Below are 25,512 nucleotides of genomic sequence, written 5' to 3' on the forward strand. Positions count from 1 at the left end.
ACGTCATGGCAGAGAAGAAGACGCGCTCCCGACAGCCCAACGGGGCCTCCTCCATCTACTTCGGCAAAGACGGCAAGTGGCACGGTCGAGTGACGGTGGGCGTCCGCGACGACGGCAAGCCGGACCGCCGCCACATCGAGCGCAAGACCAAGGCCGAGGTGACCAGGGCCGTCCGCGAAATGGAGCGGGCGCGGGACGACAAGAAGCTCAGGAAGCCGGGGCAGGGCTGGACGCTGCAAGCCTGGCTTGAGCACTGGGTCGAGAACATCGCCAAGCCGTACGTCTCCGAGAACACGTACGACGGCTACGAGGTCGACGTACGCGTTCACCTCGTCCCTGGCCTGGGTGCTCACAAGCTCGACAAGCTGGAGCCCGAGCACCTGGAGAGCTTCTACCGGAAGATGCAGGACGCCGGGAGCTCCGCCGGCACCGCCCACCACGCTCACCGAACGATCCGGGTCGCCCTCGGGGAGGCCAAGCGACGCGGCCACGTCGCCACCAACGTGGCCGAGATCGCCAAGGCACCGCGTCTCGAAGAAGAGGACATCGAGCCGTTCACGATCGAGGAGGTTCAGAGCCTCCTCGTCGAGGCCGCCAAGCTACGCAACAGCACGAGGTGGGTCGTCGCCCTGGCACTCGGCCTCCGACAAGGGGAAGCCCTCGGCCTTCACTGGGAAGACGTCGACCTGGACACGGGATACGTCCGCATCCGCAAGAACCGCCTCCGCCCCAAGTACGCCCACGGGTGTGGAGACCACCCGTGCGGCCGGAAGGCCGGCTACTGCCCCCAGAAACAGCAGACCCGCCGCGAGCACAAGTCCACCAAGTCCCGCGCCGGACGTCGCACCATCGGTCTCCCCGACCCGCTGATCAAGCTCCTCCGCCAGCACCAGGAGCAGCAAGAGAAGGAGCGGATCGATGCCGGTACCGACTGGGAGGACAAGGGATACGTCTTTGCCTCCCCGACCGGCGGCCCGCTCAGCCCCAACACCGACTTCCACACCTGGAAGAAGCTCCTGAGGGACGCGGGCGTACGAGACGGCCGTCTCCATGACGCTCGTCACACCGCCGCGACCGTCCTCCTGATCCTCGGCGTCCCGGACGTTGTGGTCGACGCGATCATGGGTTGGGAGCCCGGGGGAGCGGCCCGGATGCGCGCTCGGTACATGCACGTCACCGGGACACTGCTGCGGAAGGTCGCCCAACAGGTCGGCGACGCTCTCTGGGAGCCGCCGAAGACGAACTGAGACGGAAACTGAGACGGACAACGACGAAGGGCCCCACCGCGAACGGTGGGGCCCTTCGACATCGTGCCCGGTGAGGCACTGGCGGAGGATACGAGATTCGAACTCGTGAGGGTGTGAACCCAACACGCTTTCCAAGCGTGCGCCCTAGGCCTCTAGGCGAATCCTCCGCCGCAAACAATACAAGACGTTGAGGAGTGCTCGCGAACTCGTTCCCACCCCCGGCCATCGGGTACTGTTTGGGCAGCCCCTCACGCGGCGCTATCTGACTGAACTCCCCCAGGGCCGGAAGGCAGCAAGGGTAGGTCGGCTCTGGCGGGTGCGTGGGGGGCGCTTGCGTTCCAGGGGAAGAGCCGGGGCAGCCGGGGGAGTCTCCGTGGGCCCGGGTTGTCAGTGGGCGCCTATAACCTCGTATGCGTGTCGTCTCTCGCGCTGTACCGCCGCTATCGCCCGGAGTCGTTCGCCGAGGTCATCGGGCAGGAGCATGTCACCGACCCGTTGCAGCAGGCGCTGCGGAACAACCGGGTCAATCACGCGTACCTGTTCAGCGGTCCGCGCGGTTGCGGCAAGACGACGAGCGCGCGCATCCTGGCGCGCTGCCTGAACTGTGAACAAGGTCCCACGCCCACCCCGTGCGGCACGTGCCAGTCCTGCCAGGACCTCGCGCGCAACGGCCCCGGCTCCATCGACGTCATCGAGATCGACGCCGCGTCCCACGGAGGCGTGGACGACGCCCGTGAGCTGCGCGAGAAGGCATTCTTCGGGCCCGCGAGCAGCCGGTACAAGATCTACATCATCGACGAGGCCCACATGGTCACGTCGGCGGGCTTCAACGCCCTGTTGAAGGTCGTCGAGGAGCCCCCGGAGCACCTCAAGTTCATCTTCGCCACGACCGAGCCCGAGAAGGTCATCGGCACCATCCGCTCGCGGACCCACCACTACCCCTTCCGGCTCGTGCCGCCGGGGACGCTGAGGGAGTACCTCGGCGAGGTGTGCGGGAAGGAGAACATCCCCGTCGAGGAGGGTGTGCTCCCCCTGGTCGTCCGCGCGGGTCAGGGCTCCGTGCGTGACTCCATGTCCGTCATGGACCAACTCCTCGCCGGTGCGCGCGAGGAGGGTGTGACATACGCCATGGCCACCTCCCTCCTCGGCTACACGGACGGCTCGCTGCTCGACTCCGTCGTCGAGGCCTTCGCCACCGGTGACGGCGCCGCCGCCTTCGAGGTCGTCGACCGGATCATCGAGGGCGGCAACGACCCGCGTCGCTTCGTCGCGGATCTGCTGGAGCGGCTGCGCGACCTCGTCATCCTCGCCGCCGTTCCGGACGCCACGGAGACGGGGCTCATCGACGCCCCGGCCGACGTCCTGGAACGGATGCAGGCCCAGGCCGGCACCTTCGGCGCGGCCGAGCTCAGCCGTGCCGCCGACCTCGTCAACGAGGGCCTCACGGAGATGCGGGGTGCCACGTCCCCGCGCCTCCAGCTGGAGCTGATCTGCGCGCGCGTACTGCTGCCCGCCGCCTATGGCGACGAACGCTCGGTGATGGCCCGCCTCGACCGTCTGGAGCGAGGCGTCAACTTCTCAGCCGGGGCCGCCGGAGCCGCGCCCGCGATGCCGGCGATGGGGTACGTCCCCGCCCCTGACGCCCACGCCCCCATGGCTGGCGCCCCCATCCCACCGGGCGGCGGCGCCGCGGCGGCCCGCGCGGCGGTACGGGGTGGAGGCGCGCCCGGAGGAGCGCCGGGCCAGCCGATGCAGCCGGGCCAGCCGATGCACCAGGCCCCGCAGGGCCAGGAAGGCCAGCCGGGCCAGTCGGTTCAGCCGAGCCAGCCGGGTCAAGGGACGCCGGCGGCGCCTCAGCCCGCCGCCTCGGCCGCCGCCCTGCCTCCGACGGACGCCAACCCGCCCCAGCCCCCTCCCGCACCAGCCCCTACCGCTACCCCCACCCCGGCACCCGCCTCCACCCCTGCCTCCGGACCCGCCCCCGGCGCCTGGCCCACGGCCGCGCCCGCGGGCGGCGGCCGGCGCCCCGGCGGCTGGCCCACGGCGGCCCCGGCGGGCGGCGGTGCCCAGCCCCCGGCCGCACCGAACACCCCCGCCGCACCCCAGCCGGTAGCCGCCGCCACCCCGGCACCCACCCCGCAGACCGCGCCCCCCGCGGCCGCGGGGGCCTACGCACCCCCGGCCGGTGGCCTCGACCCCCGCATGCTCTGGCCGAACATCCTGGAGGCCGTCAAGAACCGCCGCCGCTTCACCTGGATCCTGCTCAGCCAGAACGCCCAGGTGACGGGCTTCGACGGCACCACCCTCCAGCTCGGCTTCGTCAACGCCGGTGCCCGCGACAACTTCGTGAGCAGCGGCAGTGAGGAGGTCCTGAAGCAGTCGCTGGCCGAGCAGTTCAGCGTGCAGTGGAAGATCGAGGCGCTCGTCGACGCGTCGGGCGGCTCCGCCCCACCCCAGACGGGGGGCGCGACACAGAACTTCAGCGGTGGCTACGGCGGCGCCCCAGGCGCTTCAGGCGCCCCGGGCGCCCCGGGCGGACCCGGCGGCTACGGCGCCCCCGCCCCGCCGTCCCCGGCCCCCGCCGCCCGCCCCCAGTCGGCCCAGCCCGCCCCGGCACCGGCCCAGGCGACCCCCGCTCCGGCGCCTTCGACCCCGGCACCGCGGCCCTCGGCCCCGGAGCCGCCCCCGGTCGCCCCCGAGGACGACATCCCGGAGGACGACGATCCCGACCTCAACGAATCGGCCCTGTCCGGCCGTGAACTGATCGTGCGGGAGCTCGGGGCGACGGTGATGGAGGAGTTCACGAACGAGTAGGGCGGGCGCCCTGCGAAGAGAGGGCGTCAGAGGAACGTACAAGGCTCCCGCTGCCCTCCCCTCGGCAACCCGCACAAAGCTCCGCCCTCCCCGCCGGTTACCCTGAACCCCGTGAAGGTCCTCGTCATCGGCAGCGGCGCCCGCGAACACGCCCTGTGCCGCTCCCTGTCCCTCGACCCCGACGTCACCGCGCTGTACTGCGCCCCCGGCAACGCCGGCATCGCCGAGGTCGCCGAGCTGCGCCAGGTCGACGCCCTGGACGGCAAGGCCGTCGCCGCGCTGGCCGGTGAGCTCGGCGCCGAGCTGGTCGTCGTAGGCCCGGAGGCGCCGCTCGTCGCCGGTGTCGCCGATGCCGTGCGCGAGCTGGGTGTCCCGGTCTTCGGCCCCTCGAAGGAGGCCGCGCAGCTGGAGGGCTCCAAGGCCTTCGCCAAGGACGTGATGGCCGGCGCCGGTGTGCCGACCGCCCGCTCCTACGTCTGCACGAACCCCGACGAGGTCGACGAGGCGCTCGACGCCTTCGGCGCCCCGTACGTCGTCAAGGACGACGGGCTCGCCGCGGGCAAGGGCGTCGTGGTCACCGACGACCTGGAGGCCGCCCGGGCGCACGCCAACGCCTGCGACCGCGTCGTCATCGAGGAGTTCCTGGACGGCCCCGAGGTCTCCCTCTTCGCCGTCACCGACGGCGAGACCGTCGTCCCCCTCCAGCCCGCCCAGGACTTCAAGCGCGCCCTCGACGGCGACGAGGGCCCGAACACCGGCGGCATGGGCGCGTACTCCCCGCTGCCGTGGGCGGACCCGAAGCTGGTGGAGGAGGTCCTCGACACCGTCCTCCAGCCGACCGTCGACGAGATGCGACGCCGCGGCACCCCCTTCTCGGGACTGCTCTACGCCGGCCTCGCGATCACCAGCCGCGGCGTCCGTGTCATCGAGTTCAACGCCCGCTTCGGCGACCCCGAGACCCAGGTGGTCCTGGCCCGGCTGAAGACCCCGCTGGCCGGTCTCCTGCTGGCCGCCGCCAAGGGCGACCTCGCCGATCTGCCGCCGCTGCGCTGGAGCGAGGACGCCGCGGTCACCGTGGTCGTCGCCTCGCACAACTACCCCGGCACCCCGCGCACCGGCGACCCGATCACCGGCCTGGACGCGGTGGCCGCCGAGGACGCCCCGCACGCGTACGTCCTGCACGCGGGCACCCGGCAGGACGGCGACGCCGTGGTCAGCGCGGGCGGCCGGGTGCTGTCCGTGACGGCGACCGGCAAGGACCTCCACGAGGCCCGCGACCGCGCGTACACCGCCGTCGGCCGCATCCACCTCGACGGCTCCCAGCACCGCACGGACATCGCCGCGAAGGCGGCGTCCGGCGCCTGAACGGCCGTAACCGGCCACGGGATCCGATGAACCGAGCAGGCCCCGAATCCGTCTCTGGATTCGGGGCCTGCCCCTTCCGCGCGCCTGTGAACGCGACGAGGAACGTGACTGAATCCAAGTCAAGATCCCGGGCCTGATCCTCGCTGTCCGTCATCCACCTTTCCCCAAAGCCATTCCATCGAGTGACCGATGTCTTTTCCGGCTGACGGAGGCCAAGGGCCCAACTAGGGTGCGGCGCAAGCGTTCCGGCACTTGGCCCACCGGCATTGCGATGTCGGTGGTGGGTGCCACAGTGGGGGAATGAGCAACGCCAGGACAGCAGGGAGGGGGCGATTCCGGTCGTGACCGGTATGGGTGTGGAGGCGGGCGCACAGGCCGCCCGTTCCCGGGCGCTGGCCGTGCTGCGCATCCGCAGTCGCGCGCTGGCCGTCGCCCTGCTGCCCGCCGCGTTCGCCGTGGTGCTGTACGCGGGCGGGATCACCGGCCATCTGGTCGGCCCCGGCTGGCATGCCGCCCGCTGGACCGTCACCCCGCTCGCCGTCCTCGTCCTGACGGCGGCCGCCGTCGTCGCCCTGGTCGTCGCGCGCGCCCGCCCCGCGGTGAGTCCGACGGTTTCGATCGCCGAGGAGTCCGCTCCGGACCTGTACCGGATGGTGCGTGACCTGGCCGACCGCCTCGACGTCCCCGCCCCCTCCGCGATAGCGCTCACCCCGGACTGCGACAGCTGGCTGGAGGACCGCACCCACCCGGCCCACGGCCCGCCCCCGAAGGAGGAGCGGGACGAGCTCACCGGCGCCCGCGGCGCGAACCGCCGGGCGACCGCGGCCCCCGTCCTCGTCATCGGCTCCCCGTTCCTGTGGTGGATGCGCGTGGGCGAGCTCCGCGCGGTCCTCGCGCCCGTCGTCGCCGGTACGGGCCCCTCCGCCCACCCGGACATAGCCGCGGCCCGCCGTTTCGTGCGCGGTCTGGACGCCGCGGTCGCCGTCTCCTCGACCTCCGGCCGCTGCCCGCTGACCCGCGTGGTCTGCGCGGGCGTCGGCTGGGTGGCGCGGCTGCTGCTGCGCAGCTGCCGGGAGCATGCGGCGCTGATGGAGCGCGGGGTGGCCGCCGCGGCGGCCGAGCGCGCGCAGGCGGTCGACTACGGCCTGCGGATCGTCGCGCAGGAGCAGGTGGGTCTGGCGTACGCGGGCTGGGACCGCCTGCTGACCCGCGTCGCGCTGCCCGCCTGGCGCATGGGCCGCTGGCCCTCCCGTCTCGACGCCGGAGTGGTGGCCGCGCTGACGGAGCTGTCCCGCCGCGACCGGCTGGCCGAGGGCTTCGCCTCGCGTCTGGGCGAGCGCCCGGCCTGCGACCTTCTGGAGGAGCCCGGCGCGATCGACGAGGCGACCTCCCTCCTCGCCGCCCGCCTCTTCCACGGCGGCCCGGCCGAGCGCGGCCCGGACTGGGCCCCGGTCGACTGGCAGGAGTACCCGGAAGAGGTGGTGGACCGGAAGTGGCGCCTGGACGCGGCCCGTCTCCACCGGGTCCTGGACGCCCAGGGCATCCACCACACCCCGCCGCCCACGGCCCTGGAACCGGCGGGCCCCACGTTGTCGAGGGTCCTGGACTACCTGGCGACCCCGGGCCTCCAGCAGCCCGCGCCGGCCCCCGATCCCGACCCCGGGACCGCCGAGGGCGAGGCCGACGCCGACGCCGACTCCGAGGCCGAGTTCGACAACGAACGCACCGCCACCCTCGCCGCGGCCCTCACCACCGCACTGGCCCGCGAGGAAGCCACGGCCCCCAAGGCGAAGGCCCCCGACACCCCGCCCCCCTGGGACGACACCACCCTCCCGCTCTTCCCGCTCCAGCCCCCGCGCACCGCCCGCGAACTCCTCACCGACCACGTCACGGCGATGGTCTGCTGCGCCGCGATGGACACCGCCGGCGCCACCCCCGGACTGGACTGGCTGGACGGCCCGACCCTCCTCATCGACGGCGAGCGGACCCCCGACCTCGCCCCCGGGGTCCTCAGCCTCATCGAGGAAGGCGACCCCACCCCGCTGCGCCACTGGCTGACCCAGGCGGGCATACGTCCGGAGAAGCCGCTCCGCCTCGTCTGAGGCCGGCCACCGTATCGGAAGCCCTGATTCCACTTTCGGCCAATTCGCAACGAATAGTGACAGCCTGCGTGCGTAATGTGATGTGCTGGGACCGATCGCGCACATGGCAAGGGCTTACGACATAAGACAAACGCGCGCACGACCACACGGGGGCACGAGGGAGGGGAGCAGCCATGGGTCCGGAGCCGATCCGCCGCTGGGAGTCGGGAGCCCTGGCGCACGCCGTGACGGACCCCTTCGGCCAGGGCCCCCTCCCCTGGCTCCGCGGCAGCGAGACCTACTTCGACGACACGGGCCAGGTCGTCCCCTGGTATGTGGACGCCGCCCCACCCCAGCCCCCGGCCGGAGCCACCGGCACCCGGATCCCCGCCCCCCGAACCGCCGGGGGCCCCCGCGCCGCCGATGACGTCCGCCGCCAGATCAAGGGCTTCGCCTCCACCGGCGCGGCCGCCCCCGGCGAGGCCATCGACTTCCACATCACGGTCGACCCGCCCCAGGAATTCAGCGTCGACGTCTACCGCATCGGCCACTACGGCGGTGACGGCGCCGCGAAGATCACCACCAGCCCGCGCCTGTCCGGCATCGTCCAGCCCCCGCCCCTCACCGCGGACCGCACGGTCTCCTGCCACCACTGGTGGCTGAGCTGGCGCCTGCAGATCCCCTCCTACTGGAGCATCGGGGCGTACGTGGCGGTCCTCACCACCGCCGACGGCTACCGCTCCCACGTCCCCTTCACCGTCCGCCACGACCAGCCGGCCGACCTGCTCCTGCTCCTGCCGGACGTCACCTGGCAGGCGTACAACCTCTACCCCGAGGACGGCCGCACCGGTGCCAGCCTCTACCACGCCTGGGACGAGGACGGCCGGCTCCTCGGCGAGTCCGACGCGGCGACCACCGTCTCCTTCGACCGCCCGTACGCGGGCGCGGGCCTGCCCCTGCATGTCGGCCACGCCTACGACTTCATCCGCTGGGCCGAGCGCTACGGCTACGACCTCGCCTACGCCGACGCCCGCGATCTGCACTCCGGCCGTGTCGACCCCACCCGCTACCGCGGTCTGGTCTTCCCCGGCCACGACGAGTACTGGTCGACGAACATGCGCCGCACGGTGGAAAGAGCCAGGGACCACGGCACCTCGCTGGTCTTCCTCTCCGCCAACACCATGTACTGGCAGGTGGAGTTGGGCCCCTCCCCGTCCGGCGTCCCGGACCGCCTGCTGACCTGCCGCAAGCGCAGGGGCCCCGGCCGTCCGGTGCTGTGGCGCGAGATCGACCGCCCCGAGCAGCAGCTGGTCGGCATCCAGTACGCGGGTCGCGTCCCCGACCCCCACCCCCTGGTCGTGCGCAACGCCGGCCACTGGCTGTGGGAGGCGACCGGCGCCCATGACGGCGACGAGATCGAGGGCCTGGTCGCGGGCGAGGCCGACCGCTACTTCCCGCGCACCGCGCTCCCCGAGCACGACGACCGCATCCTGCTCGCGCACTCCCCGTACGCCGACAGCGAGGGCGCCCTCCGCCACCAGGAGACCTCCCTCTACCGCGCCCCCTCGGGCGCCCTGGTCTTCGCGTCGGGGACGTTCGCCTGGTCCCCGTCCCTGGACCGCCCGGGCCATGTGGACACCCGCGTCCAGCGCGCCACCGCCAACCTCCTGGACCGCATCTGCAAGCGGGACTGACCCCTGGTCCGAGGTCAGCCGCCTATAAGGGACAATCGACCCGTTGGACAGAACCACGGGGAGGAACCGTGTCCGGATTCGTAGAAAAGCCCGAGCCGATCCAGGTTCCGGGTCTGGTGCATCTGCACACCGGCAAGGTGCGCGAGCTGTACCAGAACGAGGCGGGCGACCTCGTGATGGTCGCCAGCGACCGCATCTCCGCGTACGACTGGGTGCTGCCCACCGAGATCCCCGACAAGGGCCGTGTCCTCACCCAGCTCTCCCTGTGGTGGTTCGACCAGCTCGCCGACCTGATCCCGAACCACATCATCAGCACCGAGCTGCCCGAGGGCGCCCCCGCCGACTGGGCGGGCCGCACGGTGGTCTGCAAGTCGCTGACGATGGTCCCGGTGGAATGCGTGGCCCGCGGCTATCTGACCGGCTCCGGCCTGGTCGAGTACAACGACTCCCGCACGGTCTGCGGTCTCGCCCTGCCCGAGGGCCTGGCCGACGGCAGCGAGCTCCCCGCCCCGATCTTCACCCCGGCCACCAAGGCCGCGGTCGGCGAGCACGACGAGAACGTGTCGTACGAGGAGGTCGCCCGCCAGGTCGGCGCCGACACCGCCGCCCAGCTGCGCCAGGCCACCCTCGCCGTCTACACCCGGGGCCGGGACATCGCCCGCGACCGGGGCATCCTGCTCGCGGACACCAAGTTCGAGTTCGGCTTCGACGGCGAGACCCTCGTCATCGGCGACGAGGTCCTCACCCCGGACTCCTCCCGCTTCTGGCCGGCCGAGTCATGGGAGCCGGGGCACGCGCAGCCGTCGTACGACAAGCAGTTCGTGCGTGACTGGCTGACCTCGCCGGCCTCCGGCTGGGACCGCAAGAGCGAGCAGCCGCCGCCGGCGCTGCCACAGGAGGTCGTGGACCGCACGCGCGCCAAGTACATCGAGGCGTACGAGCGTCTGACCGGCACGAGCTGGAGCTGACCGCATGACAAAGGCCCCGGTCGATGACCGGGGCCTTTGAACTGGAGCGAACGACGAGGTTCGAACTCGCGACCTCAACCTTGGCAAGGTTGCGCTCTACCAACTGAGCTACGTTCGCACTGCGCCGAAGCGCGGTGCCCACTATACCCAACCTCGCTCGCGCGCGAGACGTACGGCGGTGTGCCGGTTCTCCGCCCCGAGCTTGGAGACGGCCGACGACAGATAGTTCCGTACGGTCCCCTGGGACAGCGCGGCCCGCTCGGCGATCTCCGCGACGGGCGCCCCGTCGGCGGCGAGTTCCAGCACCTCGGCCTCGCGCGCGGTCAGCGGCGAGTCCCCGGCGGAGATCGCGTCGGCGGCCAACTCGGGGTCGACATAACGGTTTCCGGCATGCACCGTGCGGATGATCTCGGCGAGCTTCTGGGCGCTCACCGTCTTGGGGACGAACCCGCGCACACCCGCCTCAAGCGCCCGCTTGAGATGTCCGGGCCGACCGTGACTGGTCACGATCAGCACCCGGCATCCGGGCAGTTCGGCCCGCAGTGATGTGGCGACCTTCACACCGTCCGCCCCCGGCATCTGAAGATCGAGCACCGCCACATCCGGTGCGTGCGCCCGGGCCATCGCCAACGCCTCGGGCCCGGACGCGGCCTGGGCGACGACGGCCAGATCCTCCTCCAGCGACAGCAGCGCGGCCAGCGCCCCCCGGATCAGATGCTCGTCATCGGCGAGCAGCAGCCGTACGGTCACGAGACCACCTCCGCCGGCCTCCGGGCCACCAGCCCCACCGTCACGAGACCGCCTCCGTCCGCGCCTGGGCCACCAACCGGAACACGCCCTCTCGCACAGGTCCCGCCTCCAACGTCCCGTCCACCGCCGCCAGCCGCTCCCGCAGCCCGGCGAGCCCGGATCCACCCGGCCCGGACGCACCGGCGGCCCCATCGTTCTCCACCGTCAGCACCACACCTTCGCCCGACCGCTGTACGGCCACCGTGCACCGCTTGGCGTCCCCGTGCCGCAGGACGTTCGTCGTGGCCTCCCGGACCACCCAGCCGAGCGCCGACTGCACCTCCAGCGGCAGCCCGGCCACCTCCCCGCTGACCGTGCACTCGATCCCGGCCGCCGCCAACACCCCCTGCGCCCCCGCGAGTTCGACCCCCAGGTCGGCCTCGCGATACCCCCGTACGACCTCGCGCACCTCGCGCTGCGACTCCTGCGCGATGCGCTGCACCTCGATCATCTGCTCCTCGGCCTCGGGCCGCCCGCGCCGGGCCAGCTGTACGGCGAGTTCGCTCTTGAGCGCGATCACCGCGAGGTTGCGGCCCATGACGTCGTGCAGATCGCGTCCGAAGCGCAGCCGCTCCTCGGCGACGGCGAGCCGGGCCCGGGTCTCGCGGGCCTCGTCGAGGGCGTAGACGGCGTTGAGGAGCCAGATGGAGAAGGCGGAGGTGAAGGCGAGGAACCCGCCGCCGAGCAGCACCATCAGCATCGTCACCAGGGTGGCGGGCGCAGGCAGCCCCAGTGGGAGGGCCACGACGCCGGCCCCCGCCGCGAACCCGACCACGACCGCGTACGCCCGCCGCCGCTCGCGCACGCCCAGCGCGATGACCCCGGCGCCGAAGATCAGGACGACCCCGAAGACGCCGCCGGCCGCGGTGTCGACGTCGTCCCCGCCGGGCCCGCGCTCCGAGATGCCGATCGCGGTGACGGCGACCGCGGCGGTGATCGCGCCGAGTGTCCACAGCATGTGGACAGGCTGCTCACGCCGGCCGAGCGTCCAGTCCAGCGCCCGCGAGGCGGTCACGGCACAGGCCACGGCGTGCGCGATCACCAGGGCCAGCAGAGGCGCCGCGAGCCGGCCCGTCATCGAGCCGAGGACCGGCAGCCCGATCGCGGCGGCCTCCGTCAGCGCGAAGAAGTGAAACGACCACCGGGTGTACGTCTCGACCTTGGCCGGCGTGCTCTTCCGCCCCCACCAGCTCCGTGGCTCGCGCATGTTCTCCCCGTACTTCAGCGCCTCGGCTCCCACCGGAACCACCGCCCTACAGCAAACACCCCCGCCGCCGCCCAGGCCAGCGCCGTCATCAGCGGCCCGATCGTCTCGTACGCGCTGAGCTCGCCGGTCCAGCCGCCCCGGATCAGCGTGATCACCGGGGTGAGCGGCAGCAGCTCGCACACCGAGGCCATCCGGTCCGGCAGCAGCTCCAGCGGGACGGTCATCCCCGACCCCGCCATGGCGACCAGCACCAGCGGCAACGCCGTGACCTGAGCGCTCTCCACGGTCCGGGTGAACGCCGCGGTGACGGCGGCCAGCAGGGCACTTGTCGCCAGCCCGAGCAGCAGGCCCAGGACGGCGAGGTGCGGCGCCTTCGGGGCCGGGATGTCGAGCAGGGCGGTACAGGCCGCGACCAGCACCAGGGACTGCACGAGCCCCGTCGTCACGGCCGGCAGGGCGGTCCCGGCGATGATCTCGCCGTCCCGCAGTTCTCCCGTCCGCAGGCGCTTGAGGACGAGTTCCTCACGCCGCGCGACGAAGACGCCGACGAGCGCCGAGTACACCGCGAACAGCAGCGAGAACCCGATCGCCCCCGGCAGCAGCACCGTCCCGACGCTGAGCCCGGTGCCCTTCAGGTCCATGTCCTCGACCACGGCCCGCACACTCAACGGCAGCACCAGCGGCATGAACACCGCGGTGACGATCATTCCCCTGCTGCGCCCGAAGAGCGTCAGCTCGGCCCGCGCGAGTGACTTCATCCGCCCCACCGCCATCCGGTCGACGACGACGCTCATGCCGTGACCTCCTGCGCCGCGATCCCCAGGAACGCCTCTTCCAGCGATGCCGACCGCACATCGAGCCCCCGCAGCTCGACCCCGGCCGCCGAGGCCCACACCAGCACTTCCGTGGCCGCCCGCTGCAACTCCCGCGTCCGCAGCCGTACGACCCGACCGTCGACCTCGTGGGAGAGCACCCCCAGTTCCCCGAGCGGCGGCAGGTCGCCCAGGAAGTACCCCTCGGGCAGCTCGAAGGAGATCCGCGAGGGCTGCCCGGCCGTCACCTCGGCGGGCGTCCCGGTGACCGCGATCCGCCCCTCGTGCAGGATGGCGAGCCGGTCGGCGAGGCTCTCGGCCTCCTCCAGATAGTGCGTGGTGAGCAGCACGGTCGTACCGCCGTCGCGCAGCGCCCGCACCAACTCCCAGGTGTCCCGGCGCCCTTCGGCGTCGAGCCCGGTCGTCGGCTCGTCCAGGAAGAGCACCTCGGGCCGTCCGAGGAGCGCGAGCGCGAGATCCAGCCGCCGCCGCTCGCCCCCGGACAACTGCTTCACCCGAACGTCGCTCCGGCGCGCGAGCCCGACCAGTTCCAGCGCCTCGGCCGGCGGCCGTGCCCCGCTCACGCACCCGGCCCACATCCGGGCGGTCTCGGCGACGGTGAGCTCGGACGGAAAGCCGCCCTCCTGGAGCATCACGCCGGTCCGCGGCCGTACGACGGCCCGCTCGGCGTGCGGATCGTGCCCGAGCACCCGCACCCGGCCCCCGGCCGGTGGGGCGAGCCCTTCCAGCAGTTCGACCGTGGACGTCTTGCCGGCCCCGTTGGTGCCGAGCAGCGCGAAGACCTCGCCGCGGGCCACGGAGAAGCTGATCCCGCGGACCGCCTCGAACCCGCCCCCGTAGACGCGTCGCAGGTCGGTGACCTCAATCACGTTCGTGTTCATGGCCCCAGCATCTCGGCGCTTCGGGACCGGAGGCAGTGCGCGCTGTCATCACTCGGCATGACAAATGTCAGACGCCTGACCAGGCATGAAGAAAGCCCCCCGGCTGAAGCCGGGGGGCTTTGATCTGGAGCGAACGACGAGGTTCGAACTCGCGACCTCAACCTTGGCAAGGTTGCGCTCTACCAACTGAGCTACGTTCGCATTGCCTCCGACCAGCTCTCACTGATCGGCGCGAGCACCATCCTACCTGATCCGCAAGAGGACCAGACCGGCGATGCAGAGCGGGTGACAGGAATTGCACACTGCGCCTTCCCCCTGGAAGGGGGATGTTCTACTACTGAACTACACCCGCATGTACTCCGTGGGCTGGGCTTTTCCGTCCCCGCCCCTCGGCGTGCTCCAGACTCTAGCCGACCAGGAGGGGTGCAGCGCAAGTCGGTTGCCCCGGGGGGCGGGTGACCGGGCGTCGACGGGGCTACTGCGCCTCGGCGAACGCCTCGTAGACCTTCTTGGGGATACGGCCGCGGGCGGGCACGTCCATCTTGTTGGCCTGGGCCCAGGCGCGGACCGCCGCCGGGTCGGGAGCGACCTCGGTCTGCTTGTACGCCTTGCCGGACCGTGAGCGCTTCCGGCCGGCCTCCACGTAGGGCTCGAGCGCCTTACGCAGTTTCTTGGCATTCACCTGATTCAGGTCGATCTCGTACGACTTGCCGTCGAGTCCGAAGGCGATCGTTTCCGCCGCTTCCGAGCCGTCGATGTCGTCAAAGAGAGTGACCACGACCTTCTGCGCCACGAATATCGGTCCCTTCGTACGGCACTTTGCCAATTCATTTGTACAGTGCCCGACAATGCATTGTGAAGCCCGACTAAATCCTTTGGCGTGTCCGAGCGCAATAGGTATCGGGTGTCGATCGCGGATCTTTCCTGGAAATTTTGGTGAACACCGGTCCCGATACCGGATCGTGACAGCCGTCACGTAGCTTCCTACAAGTCAACGCGCGTAGAAATTTTGTGCGGGTAGTCTGAAGGAACCTGCTCAGCACCACACACCGGGAGTGCCAGTGGCACGCGTCGTAGTCGACGTCATGCTCAAGCCGGAGATCCTCGACCCCCAGGGCCAGGCGGTGCAGCGCGCACTGCCGCGTCTGGGTTTCGAAGGCATCTCGGACGTCCGCCAGGGAAAGCGTTTCGAACTGGAAGTTGACGGGCCGGTCGACGAGGCCGCCCTCGCCCGCATCCATGATCTTGCGGAATCCTTCCTCGCCAACACCGTGATCGAGGACTTCACGGTGAAGGTGGAAGAAGTCGCGGAGGCCGCGAAGTGACCGCTCGTATTGGCGTCGTCACTTTCCCGGGGAGTCTCGACGACCGGGACACCCAGCGCGCGATCCGCCTCGCGGGCGCCGAACCGGTCGCTCTCTGGCACAAGGACAAGGACCTCCACCAGGTGGACGCGGTCGTTCTTCCGGGTGGTTTCTCCTACGGCGACTATCTGCGGGCCGGCGCCATCTCCCGCTTCTCGCCGGTGATGGAGACGGTCATCGAGCAGGCCAAGGCAGGACTTCCGGTCCTCGGTATCTGCAACGGCTTCCAGATCCTCACCGAGGCCCACCTCCTCCCGGGCGGGATGCTCGGCAACGACCACCTCCACTTCATCTGCCGCGACCAGAAGCTGCGGGTGGAGAACGCGGACACCGCGTGGACCGTCGACTACGAGGCGGGCCAGGAGATCCACATCCCGCTGAAGAACATGGACGGCCGGTACGTCGCCGACGAGTACACGCTGGACAAGCTGGAGGCCGAGGGCCGCGTCGCTTTCCGGTATGTGGACTTCAACCCCAACGGCTCGCTCCGCGACATCGCCGGCATCACCAACGAGGCCGGGAACGTCGTAGGCCTCATGCCGCACCCGGAGCACGCCACCGAGCCGCTGATCGGCACGGGCCGCACCGACGGCCTCCCGTTCTTCACCTCGATCCTCAAGAAGCTGGTCAACGCATGAGCCGGACGCCTCTGGACACGGTCGAGCACGCGGCCGCGACCCCCGACGTCGAGCTGCCCTGGGCCGAACTCGGTCTGAAGAAGGACGAGTACGAGCGGGTCGTGGAGATCCTCGGCCGCCGGCCCACCGGTGCCGAGCTCGCCATGTACTCGGTCATGTGGTCCGAGCACTGCTCGTACAAGTCGTCGAAGGTGCACCTGCGCCAGTTCGGCGAGAAGGCCCCCCAGTCCGACGCCCTCCTCGTCGGTATCGGCGAGAACGCGGGCGTGGTCGACGTCGGCCAGGGCTACGCGGTCACCTTCAAGGTCGAGTCGCACAACCACCCGTCGTACGTCGAGCCCTACCAGGGTGCGGCCACGGGTGTCGGCGGCATCGTCCGCGACATCATCGCGATGGGCGCGCGGCCGGTCGCGGTCGTGGACCCGCTGCGCTTCGGTGCCGCGGACCACCCCGACACCAAGCGCGTCCTGCCGGGCGTCGTCGCCGGTATCGGCGGCTACGGCAACTGCCTGGGCCTGCCCAACATCGGCGGCGAGGTCGTCTTCGACGCCTGCTACCAGGGCAACCCGCTGGTCAACGCCGGTGCCATCGGCGTCATGCGGCACGAGGACATCCACCTCGCGAAGGCCTCCGGCGCGGGCAACAAGGTCATCCTCTACGGGGCCCGCACGGGCGGCGACGGCATCGGCGGCGCCTCGATCCTGGCCTCCGAGACCTTCGACGACGCCAAGCCCTCGAAGCGTCCGGCCGTCCAGGTCGGCGACCCCTTCCAGGAGAAGCTCCTCATCGAGTGCACCCTGGAGGCCTTCAAGGAGAAGCTGGTCGTCGGTATCCAGGACCTCGGCGCCGCCGGTCTCTCCTGTGCCACCTCCGAGCTCGCCTCGAACGGCTCGGGCGGCATGCGCGTCACCCTCGACGACGTCCCCCTGCGTGACTCGACCCTCTCTCCCGAGGAAATCCTCATGAGCGAGTCGCAGGAACGCATGTGCGCGGTCGTGGAGCCGGAGAAGGTCGACCGGTTCCTGGAGATCTGCGAGAAGTGGGACGTCATCGCCACGGTGATCGGTGAGGTCACGGACGGCGACCGCCTCGAGATCTTCTGGCACGGCGGCAAGATCGTCGACGTCGACCCGCGCACGGTCGCCCACGACGGTCCGGTCTACGAGCGTCCGTACGCCCGACCGTCCTGGCAGGACGAGCTCCAGGCGGACGACGCCAACAAGCTGCCGCGGCCCGCGACGTCGGACGAGCTGAAGCAGCAGGTCCTGAAGCTCGTGTCGTCCCCGAACCAGGCCTCCAAGAAGTGGATCACGTCCCAGTACGACCACTTCGTGCAGGGCAACACGGTGCTGGCCCAGCCCGAGGACTCGGGCATGATCCGCATCGACGAGGAGACCGGCCTCGGCGTCGCCATCGCGACGGACGGCAACGGCCGCTACGCCAAGCTGGATCCGTACGCGGGCGCCCAGTTGGCGCTGTCGGAGGCGTACCGCAATGTCGCCACCACCGGCGCCAAGCCCCTCGCCGTCTCCGACTGCCTGAACTTCGGCTCGCCCGAGGACCCGGCCGTGATGTGGCAGTTCGCCGAGGCCATCCGTGGACTCGCCGACGCCTGCCAGCAGCTCGGCACCCCGGTGACCGGCGGCAACGTCTCGCTCTACAACCAGACCGGCGAGGTCGCCATCCACCCGACCCCCGTGGTCGCGGTGCTCGGCGTCATCGACGACGTCGCCCGCCGCACGCCCGTCGCCTTCCAGGAGGAGGGGCAGCTGCTCTACCTCCTCGGCGACACGCGTGAGGAGTTCGGCGGCTCGGCGTGGTCGCAGGTCGTCCACGACCACCTGGGCGGTCTGCCGCCGAAGGTGGACCTGGAGCGTGAGCGCCTCCTCGCGGAGATCCTGATCTCGGCCTCCCGCGACGGCATGATCGACTCCGCGCACGACCTGTCCGACGGCGGTCTGGTCCAGGCGGTCGTGGAGTCGGCGCTGCTCGGCGGCAAGGGCGCGCGTCTGGTCGTACCGGACGGGCTGGACGCCTTCACCTTCCTCTTCTCCGAGTCGGCGGGCCGCGCGGTCGTCGCCGTGCCGCGCTCCGAGGAGGTCCGCTTCAACGACATGTGCGGTGCGCGGGGCCTCCCGGTCATCCGCATCGGTGTCGTGGACGGGGACACGGTCGAGCTCCAGGGCGAGTTCGAGCTGACCCTGGAGGAGCTGCGCAAGGCGCACGAGGAGACGATCCCGGCGCTGCTGGCGTAGTCGGCGGTACGACACGAAGGTCCCGTCCGATCCATGGACGGGACCTTCTCGCTCTATCGGACGTAGTTCTTGAGGATCTCCGTGTCGAGCTCGATGCCGATCGGGTCGGGGAGGAGCACCTTCTCGCCGAACTTGGCGGTGTGTACGACGCGGTAGCCACCGATCTTCCGGTCTGGTGAGCTGTGAAGCGTGACCGTGCAGGAGTCGCGGTCGATCAGCAGGTACACCGGGATCTCCGCCTGGCCGTAAGCGGCCGGCTTCTCGTAGCGGTCACGCCGGTCGGTGTCCGAGTCGTACGAGGTGACCTCGACGACCATGAGGGCCCCCTCCGGATCGGCCCATTCCCCGTATGCCGCAAAGTGAGCCTCGGGCGTGAGCACCGCGTCAGGCTTCGCTCGGCCCTGCCGATACGCGGCTACCCGGAGACCTCGACCGTGATACACGTCCAGGTCGGGTCGGGCTTGGATGCAGCGTTTTGTCAGCCAGGACACGATCGTGTCGTGGTCCCCGTCCGTCACCTTCTTGACTCCGATCCGTCCGTCGATGAACTCCAACGTGACGGTCTCGGGAGCGGCGGAGGCGATCGTTTCGAACTCCTCCACCGACATCTGAGACGTGCGCTCGGCCATAACCGTCATGTTGCACCCCCTTCCAGGCGGAAGCCAGTGTTGTCCGGGCCCGGCGCCGCGGGGCGGCTTTCGCAGCCGATCACACGTACGAGTGATCGCCCCCGCGGACTTCAGTTCCCGACGGGCACCGGTGCGGGGGCATGCTCCGAGGACGCCGGCCCCGCCTTCGGCAGCCGCAGCGCCAGCACCACCCCGAGCCCCATCAGTGCCGCCCCGCACAGGAACACCGCGTCCATGGCGGAGACGTACGACGTCATGTCCGTGCCGTCGCTCAGCCTGCTGATCAGGGTGCCGAACAGGGCGGCGCCCAGGGCCGTGCCGAGGGTCTGGAAGAAGCGGACGGCGGTCGTCGCGACCCCGAGCTGATGGCGGGGTGCCGCGTACTGGACGAGCTGGATGAGCTGGCCGATCAGCTGACCGAACCCGGCGCCGACGAGGAGCAGTTCGGCGCGCAGCCACCACAGTGAGGTGTCGGTGCCGGTGGTGGCCAGGAGGAGGAAGGCCACGGCGGTGACGGCGGAGCCCGTGACCACGAACGTCCGCTCGGACCAGCCGCGTTCGGTGAGCTTGCCGGTGACGATGCCGACGACTGTCATGCCGATGGCCATGGGGAGGAGATACAGCCCCGCCGAGGAGCTCGCGATGCCCCGGACGACCTGGAGATAGACCATCACGTAGTACATCGAACCGACCATGGCCGCGCCGACGAGCCCCTGGATGGCGAAGCCCCAGCGCAGTTCCGGGACCCGGAACATGGACAGCGGCAGGATCGGCTCGGCGGCGGTGCCCTGGCGGCGCAGGAAGAGGGCGAGGGAGGCCGCGGAGGCCAGTGCCAGCCCTATGACCTGCGGTGACGTCCAGTCGTACTCCTTGCCGCCCCATTCGGTGACCAGCAGCAGCGTGGTGGAGAAGGCGGCGGCGAGGGCCGCGCCGGGGAAGTCGATGCGGTGCCTCTCCGTGTGCCGGGGGAGCTTCAGGACCAGCGCGGAGAGGGCGAGGACCGCGATGCCGATGGGCAGGTTGACGTAGAAGATCCATCGCCAGCTCGCGTGGTCCGAGAGCACGCCGCCGATCCACGGGCCGAGCGCCATGCCGCCGCCCGCGACGATGCCGCCCATGCCGGCGCCCTTGCTGTCCTTCTCCTTGCCCGGCTCCTTGAGCTGGGCGATCACCACCATCGTCACGCTCATCAGACCGCCGGCGCCGATGCCCTGGACCGCCCGGGCGGCGATCAGCTGGCCGATCGACTGGGCGGCGCCGCACAGCGCCGAGCCGAACAGGAAGGTGGCGACCGCTCCGAGGAAGACCTGCTTGGCGCCGAGGGTGTCGCAGAGCTTGCCGTAGAGCGGGAGCACCGCGGCCGAGGCCAGCGAGAAGGCGCTGACCAGCCACGGGATCTTGTCGATGCCGTGCGCGGGGTCGAGGTCCCGGACGATCGGGACGGTCGCCGCGGACACGATCTGCATGTCCAGGACGGCCAGCACGATCGTGGCGAGGCAGACGAGGAAGCCGATCTTGCGCTGGGTTTCGGTCATGGGCAGCACCATGCCCGAGGAATGTGTACCGAGTCAATGTTTTATCTCGGCTCAAATTTCATCTTGGTACAGCGATGCTTGGTAGGGTGCCGCCATGGCTTTTGCTGAAGGCATGGGGCTGCGCGAGCGCAAGAAGCTGCAGACGGCGATACGGATCTACCGGACCGCGGTGGCCCTGTTCGACGAGAAGGGCTTCGACGCGGTCTCCGTGCAGGAGATCGCCGACGCCTCCGAGGTCTCCAAGATGACCGTCTTCAACTACTTCGGTACGAAAGAGGACTTGGTCTTCAAGCCGATGGAGGAGCACTTCTCCGACCCGGCGCGCGCGGTGCGCGAGCGCCCGCCCGGCGAGTCCGCGTTGGAGGCCGTACGCCGGCAGTTCCTGGAGATGATCGAGGCCCGCGACCCCTCGGTCGGCCTCAACGCCGAGCCCTTCGCCCGCCGTATCCGCTCGGTCATCCTGGCGACGCCGGTGCTCCGCGAGCGGGCCTACCTGACGGCCGAGAAGGGCGCCCGCGAACTCGCCGACCTGCTCATCGAGGAGACCGGTGAGCGCACCTCGTCGCTGATCGTGGCCGCCACGCTCACCACCGTCCGCCAGGTCCTGGTCGAGGAGCACCATCTGCGCATAGACGCCGGCGAGAGCGTCGAGGAGGTCGCCGCCGACGCCGCCGAACGGGCCGAGCGGGCCTTCGCGTTGGTGGAGGGCGGCCTCGCCGGGTACGCCGTCCGACAGGTCTAGGTCGTGTCCGCGAAGTCCCGTCTGCCGGGAGCCGCCATGCACTCCCTCACTGCCTTAAGGGCGTGGGAGGTGCCCCCACTCGCCGCACCGGGCACGACCTAGGCTGGCCCTCATGCCACCGGCCAAGAAGCGCACCCGCAGCTACGACCCCGCCAGGATCCGCGCCGCGGTGCTCACCCAGTTCGGGCACGTACGCCAAGCCGTCGGCACCCTCACCCCGGAACAGCTCGCCGCCCCCACCCGGCTCGGCGACTGGACCGTCCGCGACCTCGCCGCCCACGTCACCATGGCCGTCGGAGCCATCAGCCGTGCCCTGGAGGCCGAGGAGCCGCCGAAGCGCACGCTCGCCCTCCTGGACTGGCCCGCCACCACCGCCGGCCGCGCAGAGGACATCTCGGACGGCACCCAGGAGCTCGCCGCCGCCCACCCCGATCTCGACGCCCTCTACGCCCGCACCGGGGAACGCTTCACCGAGAGCCTCGACCGGGCTCCCAACGACCGTCTCATCGGCAGCCGCACCGGCGCCATGACCCTCGCCGACTACCTGGTCACCCGGACCGTCGAACTCGTCGTCCACACCGACGACCTGAACGCCGCCGTCCCCGGCCTCGACATCCCCCACGACCGCCAGGCCCTGGCCGCCTGCACCCGGCTCCTCGCCGACGCCCTCGCCGCGAAGGCCCCCGGCGGCTCGACCGAGGTGCGGGTGCCGCCGTTCGCGGTGGTGCAGTGCGTCGAGGGGCCCCGGCACACCCGCGGCACCCCGCCCAATGTCGTCGAGACCGACCCGCTGACCTGGATCCGGCTCGCGACCGGGCGGCTGACCTGGAAGGACGCCGTTGAGGAGGCGAAGGTGAGCGCGAGCGGGGAGCGGGCGGACCTGGCCGGCCTTCTTCCCCTGATGGGCTGACCGGGGACGGCGGGCAGGGGATGTCGGTGGAACCGGCCTCCCGCCCCACCCGTCCCAGCGGCATGGACACACAGCGAATCACCCTCGCCGTCCTGACCGTCCTCCCGCTCGCCGCGGCCTGCGGAACCGAGCGGGCCGACGGCGGTTCGGTCAGCGCCGAGCGATCCGTCACCGGCGTCCACTGGAGCGTCGACAGCGTCACCGTCGACGGCACCACCCACCGGGCCCCCACCGGCGCGAACATGACGATCGAGGACGGCAAGGCGGCCGGCAACTACGGCTGCAACCACTTCACCGCCAAGGTCGCCTTCGAGGACGGCGCCCTCCGGCTCAGCGACACCACGACCACGGAGATGGCCTGCGAGGAACGGCCCATGGCCTTCGAGACGACCCTCGCCCGCACCCTCGCGAGCAGCGCCCTGAAGACCGACGTCACGGGCGACCGGCTCACGCTCACCACCGACGGCGGCGACAGGGTCCGGCTGACCGAGGAGAAGGACGCCCCGCTCCACGGCACCCGATGGGACATCACCTCGCCCGCTCCCACCGGCGAGGCCCACCTCAGCTTCGACGAGAAGACCGGGAAGGTGACCGGCAGCCTCGGCTGCAACAAGGTGACGGCGACTGCCACGGTCCGCGACGGACATATCACCCTGGGCGCTCCCGCCACCACCCGAATGGTGTGCGACACCTCACTCATGAAGACGGAGAAGGCCCTCCTGGGCCTCTTCGACAGCACGGTGAGGTACGAACTGGATCATCGCTCCCTCACGCTGACCAGCGAAAACGGAAAAACCACCAACGCGGTCGCGGCCGAGTGATCCCTTAAAGGTCCGTATCCCCAATTCGGACCAGTGGTCGACCTCGCCTACACTCGGGGACGTGCCACGTGGTGACGGTCGACTCAATCATGATCTGCTCCCCGGCGAGAAAGGCCCCCAGGACGCGTGTGGCGTCTTCGGTGTCTGGGCTCCGGGTGAAGAGGTCGCCAAGCTCACTTACTTCGGGCTCTACGCCCTCCAGCATCGGGGCCAGGAATCCGCGGGTATCGCGGTCAGCAACGGCTCCCAGATCCTCGTCTTCAAGGACATGGGCCTCGTTTCCCAGGTCTTCGACGAGACCTCTCTCGGTTCGCTCCAGGGTCATATCGCGGTCGGTCACGCCCGCTACTCGACCACCGGTGCCTCCGTGTGGGAGAACGCCCAGCCGACGTTCCGTGCCACCGCGCACGGCTCGATCGCGCTCGGCCACAACGGCAACCTGGTCAACACGGCGCAGCTCGCCGAGATGGTCGCCGACCTCCCCAAGGACACCAACGGCCGCTCGACCCGGGTCGCGGCCACCAACGACACCGACCTGCTGACCGCGCTCCTCGCGGCCCAGGTCGACGAGGACGGCAAGCCGCTGACCATCGAGGAAGCCTCCTCGAAGGTCCTCCCGCAGGTCCGAGGCGCCTTCTCCCTCGTCTTCATGGACGAGCACACGCTCTATGCCGCCCGCGACCCGCAGGGCATCCGCCCGCTGGTTCTCGGCCGTCTGGAGCGCGGCTGGGTCGTCGCCTCCGAGGGCGCCGCCCTCGACATCTGCGGCGCGAGCTTCGTCCGTGAGATCGAGCCGGGCGAGTTCATCGCCATCGACGAGAACGGTCTGCGCAGCTCCCGATTCGCGGAAGCGAAGCCCAAGGGCTGTGTCTTCGAGTACGTGTACCTCGCGCGCCCCGACACCGACATCGCCGGCCGCAACGTGTACCTCTCCCGTGTGGAGATGGGCCGCAAGCTGGCCAAGGAAGCCCCGGTCGACGCCGACCTGGTCATAGCGACTCCGGAATCCGGCACCCCGGCCGCCATCGGCTACGCGGAGGCGTCCGGCATCCCGTTCGGCGCCGGCCTGGTGAAGAACGCGTACGTCGGCCGTACGTTCATCCAGCCCTCCCAGACGATCCGGCAGCTCGGTATCCGCCTCAAGCTGAACCCGCTGAAGGAAGTCATCAAGGGCAAGCGCCTGGTCGTCGTCGACGACTCGATCGTGCGCGGCAACACCCAGCGGGCGCTGGTGCGGATGCTCCGTGAGGCGGGCGCCGCCGAGGTCCACATCCGGATCTCCTCGCCGCCCGTGAAGTGGCCCTGCTTCTTCGGCATCGACTTCGCGACCCGCGCCGAGCTCATCGCCAACGGCATGACCATCGACGAGATCGGCACCTCGCTGGGCGCCGACTCGCTGGCGTACATCTCCATCGACGGCATGATCGAGGCGACCACCATCGCCAAGCCGAACCTGTGCCGCGCCTGCTTCGACGGCGAGTACCCGATGGAGCTCCCGGACCCCGAGCTGCTCGGCAAGCAGCTCCTGGAGACCGAACTGGCCGCCGGTCCGGCAGCCACGGCGGCGGCCGACGCGATCCGTCGCCCGTAAGCCCTGCAGTACGACACGAAAGTTCTCACCGTCATGTCTGAGACAACTGGTGCCAGCTACGCAGCCGCGGGCGTCGACATCGAAGCGGGTGACCGCGCCGTAGAGCTGATGAAGGAGTGGGTGAAGAAGACCCAGCGCCCCGAGGTCCTCGGCGGCCTCGGTGGCTTCGCCGGCCTCTTCGACGCCTCCGCCCTCAAGAACTACGAGCGTCCCCTCCTCGCCTCCGCAACGGACGGCGTGGGCACGAAGGTGGACATCGCCCGTCAGCTGGGCGTCTACGACACCATCGGCCACGACCTGGTCGCGATGGTCATGGACGACATCGTGGTGTGCGGCGCCGAGCCGCTGTTCATGACCGACTACATCTGCGTCGGCAAGGTCCACCCCGAGCGGGTCGCCGCGATCGTCAAGGGCATCGCCGAGGGCTGTGTCCTGGCCGGATGCGCCCTGGTCGGCGGCGAGACGGCCGAACACCCTGGCCTGCTCGGTCCGGACGACTTCGATGTCGCCGGCGCCGGTACGGGCGTCGTGGAGGCCGACCGGCTCCTCGGCCCGGATCGCATCCGTACGGGTGACGCGGTGATCGCCATGGCGGCCTCCGGTCTTCACTCGAACGGGTACTCGCTCGTCCGGCACGTCCTGCTGAACCAGGCGGGCCTGTCCCTGGACGCGCGGATCGAGGAGCTGGGCCGCACCCTCGGCGAGGAGCTCCTGGAGCCCACCAAGATCTACTCGCTGGACTGCCTGGCGCTGACGCGCACCACCGACGTGCACGCCTACTCGCACGTCACCGGTGGTGGCCTCGCCGCCAATCTGGCCCGCGTGATCCCCGACGACCTGCACGCGATCGTCGACCGCTCCACCTGGACCCCCGCCCCGATCTTCGACCTCGTCGGCAAGACGGGTCAGGTCGAGCGGCTGGAGCTGGAGAAGACCCTGAACATGGGCGTGGGCATGATCGCGATCGTCCCCGAGGAATCGGCGGACGTCGCGCTCACCACCCTTGCCGACCGTGGGGTCGAGGCATGGATCGCGGGCGAGATCACCGACCGCGGTGACCACACCACGGGTGCGGAACTGGTCGGCGACTACGCGGTCTGACAGCCAGGAGGCTGACAGGCCGGACGCTGACAGGCAGCGCAAAACCC

General features: G+C 70.6%; 21 protein-coding genes, 4 tRNA genes and 1 other RNA gene. 15 read left to right on the top strand and 11 right to left on the bottom strand.

Going from position 1 to position 25,512, the window contains the following annotated elements:
- The first annotated feature begins 5 nt into the window (after positions 1 to 5).
- A complete protein-coding gene (locus OG885_RS24010) occupies positions 6 to 1,247 on the top strand; it encodes a tyrosine-type recombinase/integrase (protein ID WP_405734860.1) in 1,242 nt (413 codons plus the stop codon).
- Positions 1,248 to 1,326: 79 nt separating this feature from the next.
- Here the strand turns inward: OG885_RS24010 and OG885_RS24015 are convergent.
- A tRNA-Ser gene (locus OG885_RS24015) sits at positions 1,327 to 1,414 on the bottom strand.
- Between the two features lie 72 nt (positions 1,415 to 1,486).
- On the opposite strand from OG885_RS24015, the gene ffs reads away from it, so the two are divergent.
- From ffs to OG885_RS24045, 6 genes are all read left to right on the top strand, one after another.
- An RNA gene (gene ffs / locus OG885_RS24020) (signal recognition particle sRNA small type) lies at positions 1,487 to 1,585 on the top strand.
- A 76-nt stretch (positions 1,586 to 1,661) separates the two neighbouring features.
- Positions 1,662 to 4,061 (top strand): DNA polymerase III subunit gamma and tau, encoded by a 2,400-nt coding sequence (locus tag OG885_RS24025; protein ID WP_405734862.1) that lies wholly within the window; start codon positions 1,662 to 1,664, stop codon positions 4,059 to 4,061.
- Between the two features lie 111 nt (positions 4,062 to 4,172).
- Positions 4,173 to 5,426 carry a phosphoribosylamine--glycine ligase gene (purD, locus tag OG885_RS24030; RefSeq protein WP_405734864.1) on the top strand — a complete coding sequence of 418 codons (1,254 nt, stop codon included), beginning with the start codon at positions 4,173 to 4,175 and terminating at the stop codon, positions 5,424 to 5,426.
- Between the two features lie 350 nt (positions 5,427 to 5,776).
- The gene (locus OG885_RS24035) at positions 5,777 to 7,528 is read left to right on the top strand and encodes a hypothetical protein (protein ID WP_405742850.1); all 1,752 of its coding nucleotides are present in this window, start codon (positions 5,777 to 5,779) and stop codon (positions 7,526 to 7,528) included.
- 173 nt (positions 7,529 to 7,701) lie between these two features.
- Positions 7,702 to 9,201, top strand: coding sequence for a N,N-dimethylformamidase beta subunit family domain-containing protein (locus OG885_RS24040; RefSeq protein ID WP_405734866.1), 1,500 nt, complete (start codon positions 7,702 to 7,704; stop codon positions 9,199 to 9,201).
- A 68-nt stretch (positions 9,202 to 9,269) separates the two neighbouring features.
- Positions 9,270 to 10,169, top strand: coding sequence for a phosphoribosylaminoimidazolesuccinocarboxamide synthase (locus tag OG885_RS24045; protein ID WP_405734868.1), 900 nt, complete (start codon positions 9,270 to 9,272; stop codon positions 10,167 to 10,169).
- 42 nt (positions 10,170 to 10,211) lie between these two features.
- On the opposite strand, the gene OG885_RS24050 is transcribed toward OG885_RS24045, so the two are convergent.
- The 8 genes from OG885_RS24050 to OG885_RS24085 form a co-directional block, all read right to left on the bottom strand.
- Positions 10,212 to 10,287 (bottom strand) — tRNA-Gly (locus OG885_RS24050).
- A 23-nt stretch (positions 10,288 to 10,310) separates the two neighbouring features.
- Positions 10,311 to 10,919 (bottom strand): response regulator, encoded by a 609-nt coding sequence (locus OG885_RS24055; RefSeq protein WP_399966194.1) that lies wholly within the window; start codon positions 10,917 to 10,919, stop codon positions 10,311 to 10,313.
- 40 nt (positions 10,920 to 10,959) lie between these two features.
- Positions 10,960 to 12,165, bottom strand: a complete 1,206-nt coding sequence (locus OG885_RS24060; RefSeq protein WP_405734871.1) for a sensor histidine kinase — start codon at positions 12,163 to 12,165, stop codon at positions 10,960 to 10,962.
- A 14-nt stretch (positions 12,166 to 12,179) separates the two neighbouring features.
- Entirely contained in the window at positions 12,180 to 12,959 is a 780-nt protein-coding gene (locus OG885_RS24065; RefSeq protein WP_405734873.1) for an ABC transporter permease, read from the bottom strand.
- Positions 12,956 to 13,879, bottom strand: coding sequence for an ABC transporter ATP-binding protein (locus OG885_RS24070; RefSeq protein ID WP_405734875.1), 924 nt, complete (start codon positions 13,877 to 13,879; stop codon positions 12,956 to 12,958). Before OG885_RS24070 ends, OG885_RS24065 begins: the two co-directional genes overlap by 4 nt.
- 125 nt (positions 13,880 to 14,004) lie before the next feature.
- Positions 14,005 to 14,080 (bottom strand) — tRNA-Gly (locus OG885_RS24075).
- A gap of 79 nt (positions 14,081 to 14,159) precedes the next feature.
- A tRNA-Gly gene (locus OG885_RS24080) sits at positions 14,160 to 14,231 on the bottom strand.
- Between the two features lie 123 nt (positions 14,232 to 14,354).
- Positions 14,355 to 14,672 (bottom strand): Lsr2 family protein, encoded by a 318-nt coding sequence (locus tag OG885_RS24085; RefSeq protein ID WP_399966198.1) that lies wholly within the window; start codon positions 14,670 to 14,672, stop codon positions 14,355 to 14,357.
- A 268-nt stretch (positions 14,673 to 14,940) separates the two neighbouring features.
- Between OG885_RS24085 and purS the strand changes: the two genes are divergently transcribed.
- From purS to purL, 3 genes are read left to right on the top strand one after another with little or no spacing between them, the layout of a single operon-like run.
- A complete protein-coding gene (purS, locus tag OG885_RS24090) occupies positions 14,941 to 15,204 on the top strand; it encodes a phosphoribosylformylglycinamidine synthase subunit PurS (RefSeq protein ID WP_015659417.1) in 264 nt (87 codons plus the stop codon).
- Positions 15,201 to 15,881: a phosphoribosylformylglycinamidine synthase subunit PurQ gene (purQ, locus tag OG885_RS24095; protein ID WP_399966199.1), complete on the top strand. Its 681-nt coding sequence runs from the start codon at positions 15,201 to 15,203 to the stop codon at positions 15,879 to 15,881. Before purS ends, purQ begins: the two co-directional genes overlap by 4 nt.
- Entirely contained in the window at positions 15,878 to 18,136 is a 2,259-nt protein-coding gene (purL, locus tag OG885_RS24100) for a phosphoribosylformylglycinamidine synthase subunit PurL (RefSeq protein WP_405734877.1), read from the top strand. Before purQ ends, purL begins: the two co-directional genes overlap by 4 nt.
- A 53-nt stretch (positions 18,137 to 18,189) precedes the next feature.
- On the opposite strand, the gene OG885_RS24105 is transcribed toward purL, so the two are convergent.
- Both OG885_RS24105 and OG885_RS24110 read right to left on the bottom strand, forming a co-directional pair.
- A complete protein-coding gene (locus tag OG885_RS24105; protein WP_405734879.1) occupies positions 18,190 to 18,774 on the bottom strand; it encodes a Uma2 family endonuclease in 585 nt (194 codons plus the stop codon).
- Positions 18,775 to 18,875: 101 nt separating this feature from the next.
- Positions 18,876 to 20,300 (bottom strand): MFS transporter, encoded by a 1,425-nt coding sequence (locus tag OG885_RS24110; RefSeq protein ID WP_405734881.1) that lies wholly within the window; start codon positions 20,298 to 20,300, stop codon positions 18,876 to 18,878.
- Between the two features lie 94 nt (positions 20,301 to 20,394).
- Between OG885_RS24110 and OG885_RS24115 the strand changes: the two genes are divergently transcribed.
- The 5 genes from OG885_RS24115 to purM all read left to right on the top strand — a co-directional run bounded on the left by OG885_RS24115 (position 20,395) and on the right by purM (position 25,465).
- Positions 20,395 to 21,042, top strand: coding sequence for a TetR/AcrR family transcriptional regulator (locus tag OG885_RS24115; RefSeq protein WP_405734883.1), 648 nt, complete (start codon positions 20,395 to 20,397; stop codon positions 21,040 to 21,042).
- A gap of 112 nt (positions 21,043 to 21,154) precedes the next feature.
- Positions 21,155 to 21,952, top strand: a complete 798-nt coding sequence (locus OG885_RS24120; protein ID WP_405734885.1) for a sterol carrier family protein — start codon at positions 21,155 to 21,157, stop codon at positions 21,950 to 21,952.
- Between the two features lie 62 nt (positions 21,953 to 22,014).
- On the top strand, positions 22,015 to 22,773 hold the full coding sequence (locus OG885_RS24125) for an META domain-containing protein (protein ID WP_405734887.1): 759 nt from the start codon (positions 22,015 to 22,017) through the stop codon (positions 22,771 to 22,773).
- 61 nt (positions 22,774 to 22,834) lie between these two features.
- Entirely contained in the window at positions 22,835 to 24,364 is a 1,530-nt protein-coding gene (gene purF, locus OG885_RS24130) for an amidophosphoribosyltransferase (RefSeq protein ID WP_405734889.1), read from the top strand.
- A 33-nt stretch (positions 24,365 to 24,397) separates the two neighbouring features.
- Positions 24,398 to 25,465, top strand: coding sequence for a phosphoribosylformylglycinamidine cyclo-ligase (gene purM, locus OG885_RS24135; protein ID WP_405734891.1), 1,068 nt, complete (start codon positions 24,398 to 24,400; stop codon positions 25,463 to 25,465).
- Positions 25,466 to 25,512: the final 47 nt, after the last annotated feature.

The organism is Streptomyces sp. NBC_00028 (assembly GCF_045041065.1).
In the GTDB taxonomy this organism is placed as follows: domain Bacteria; phylum Actinomycetota; class Actinomycetes; order Streptomycetales; family Streptomycetaceae; genus Streptomyces.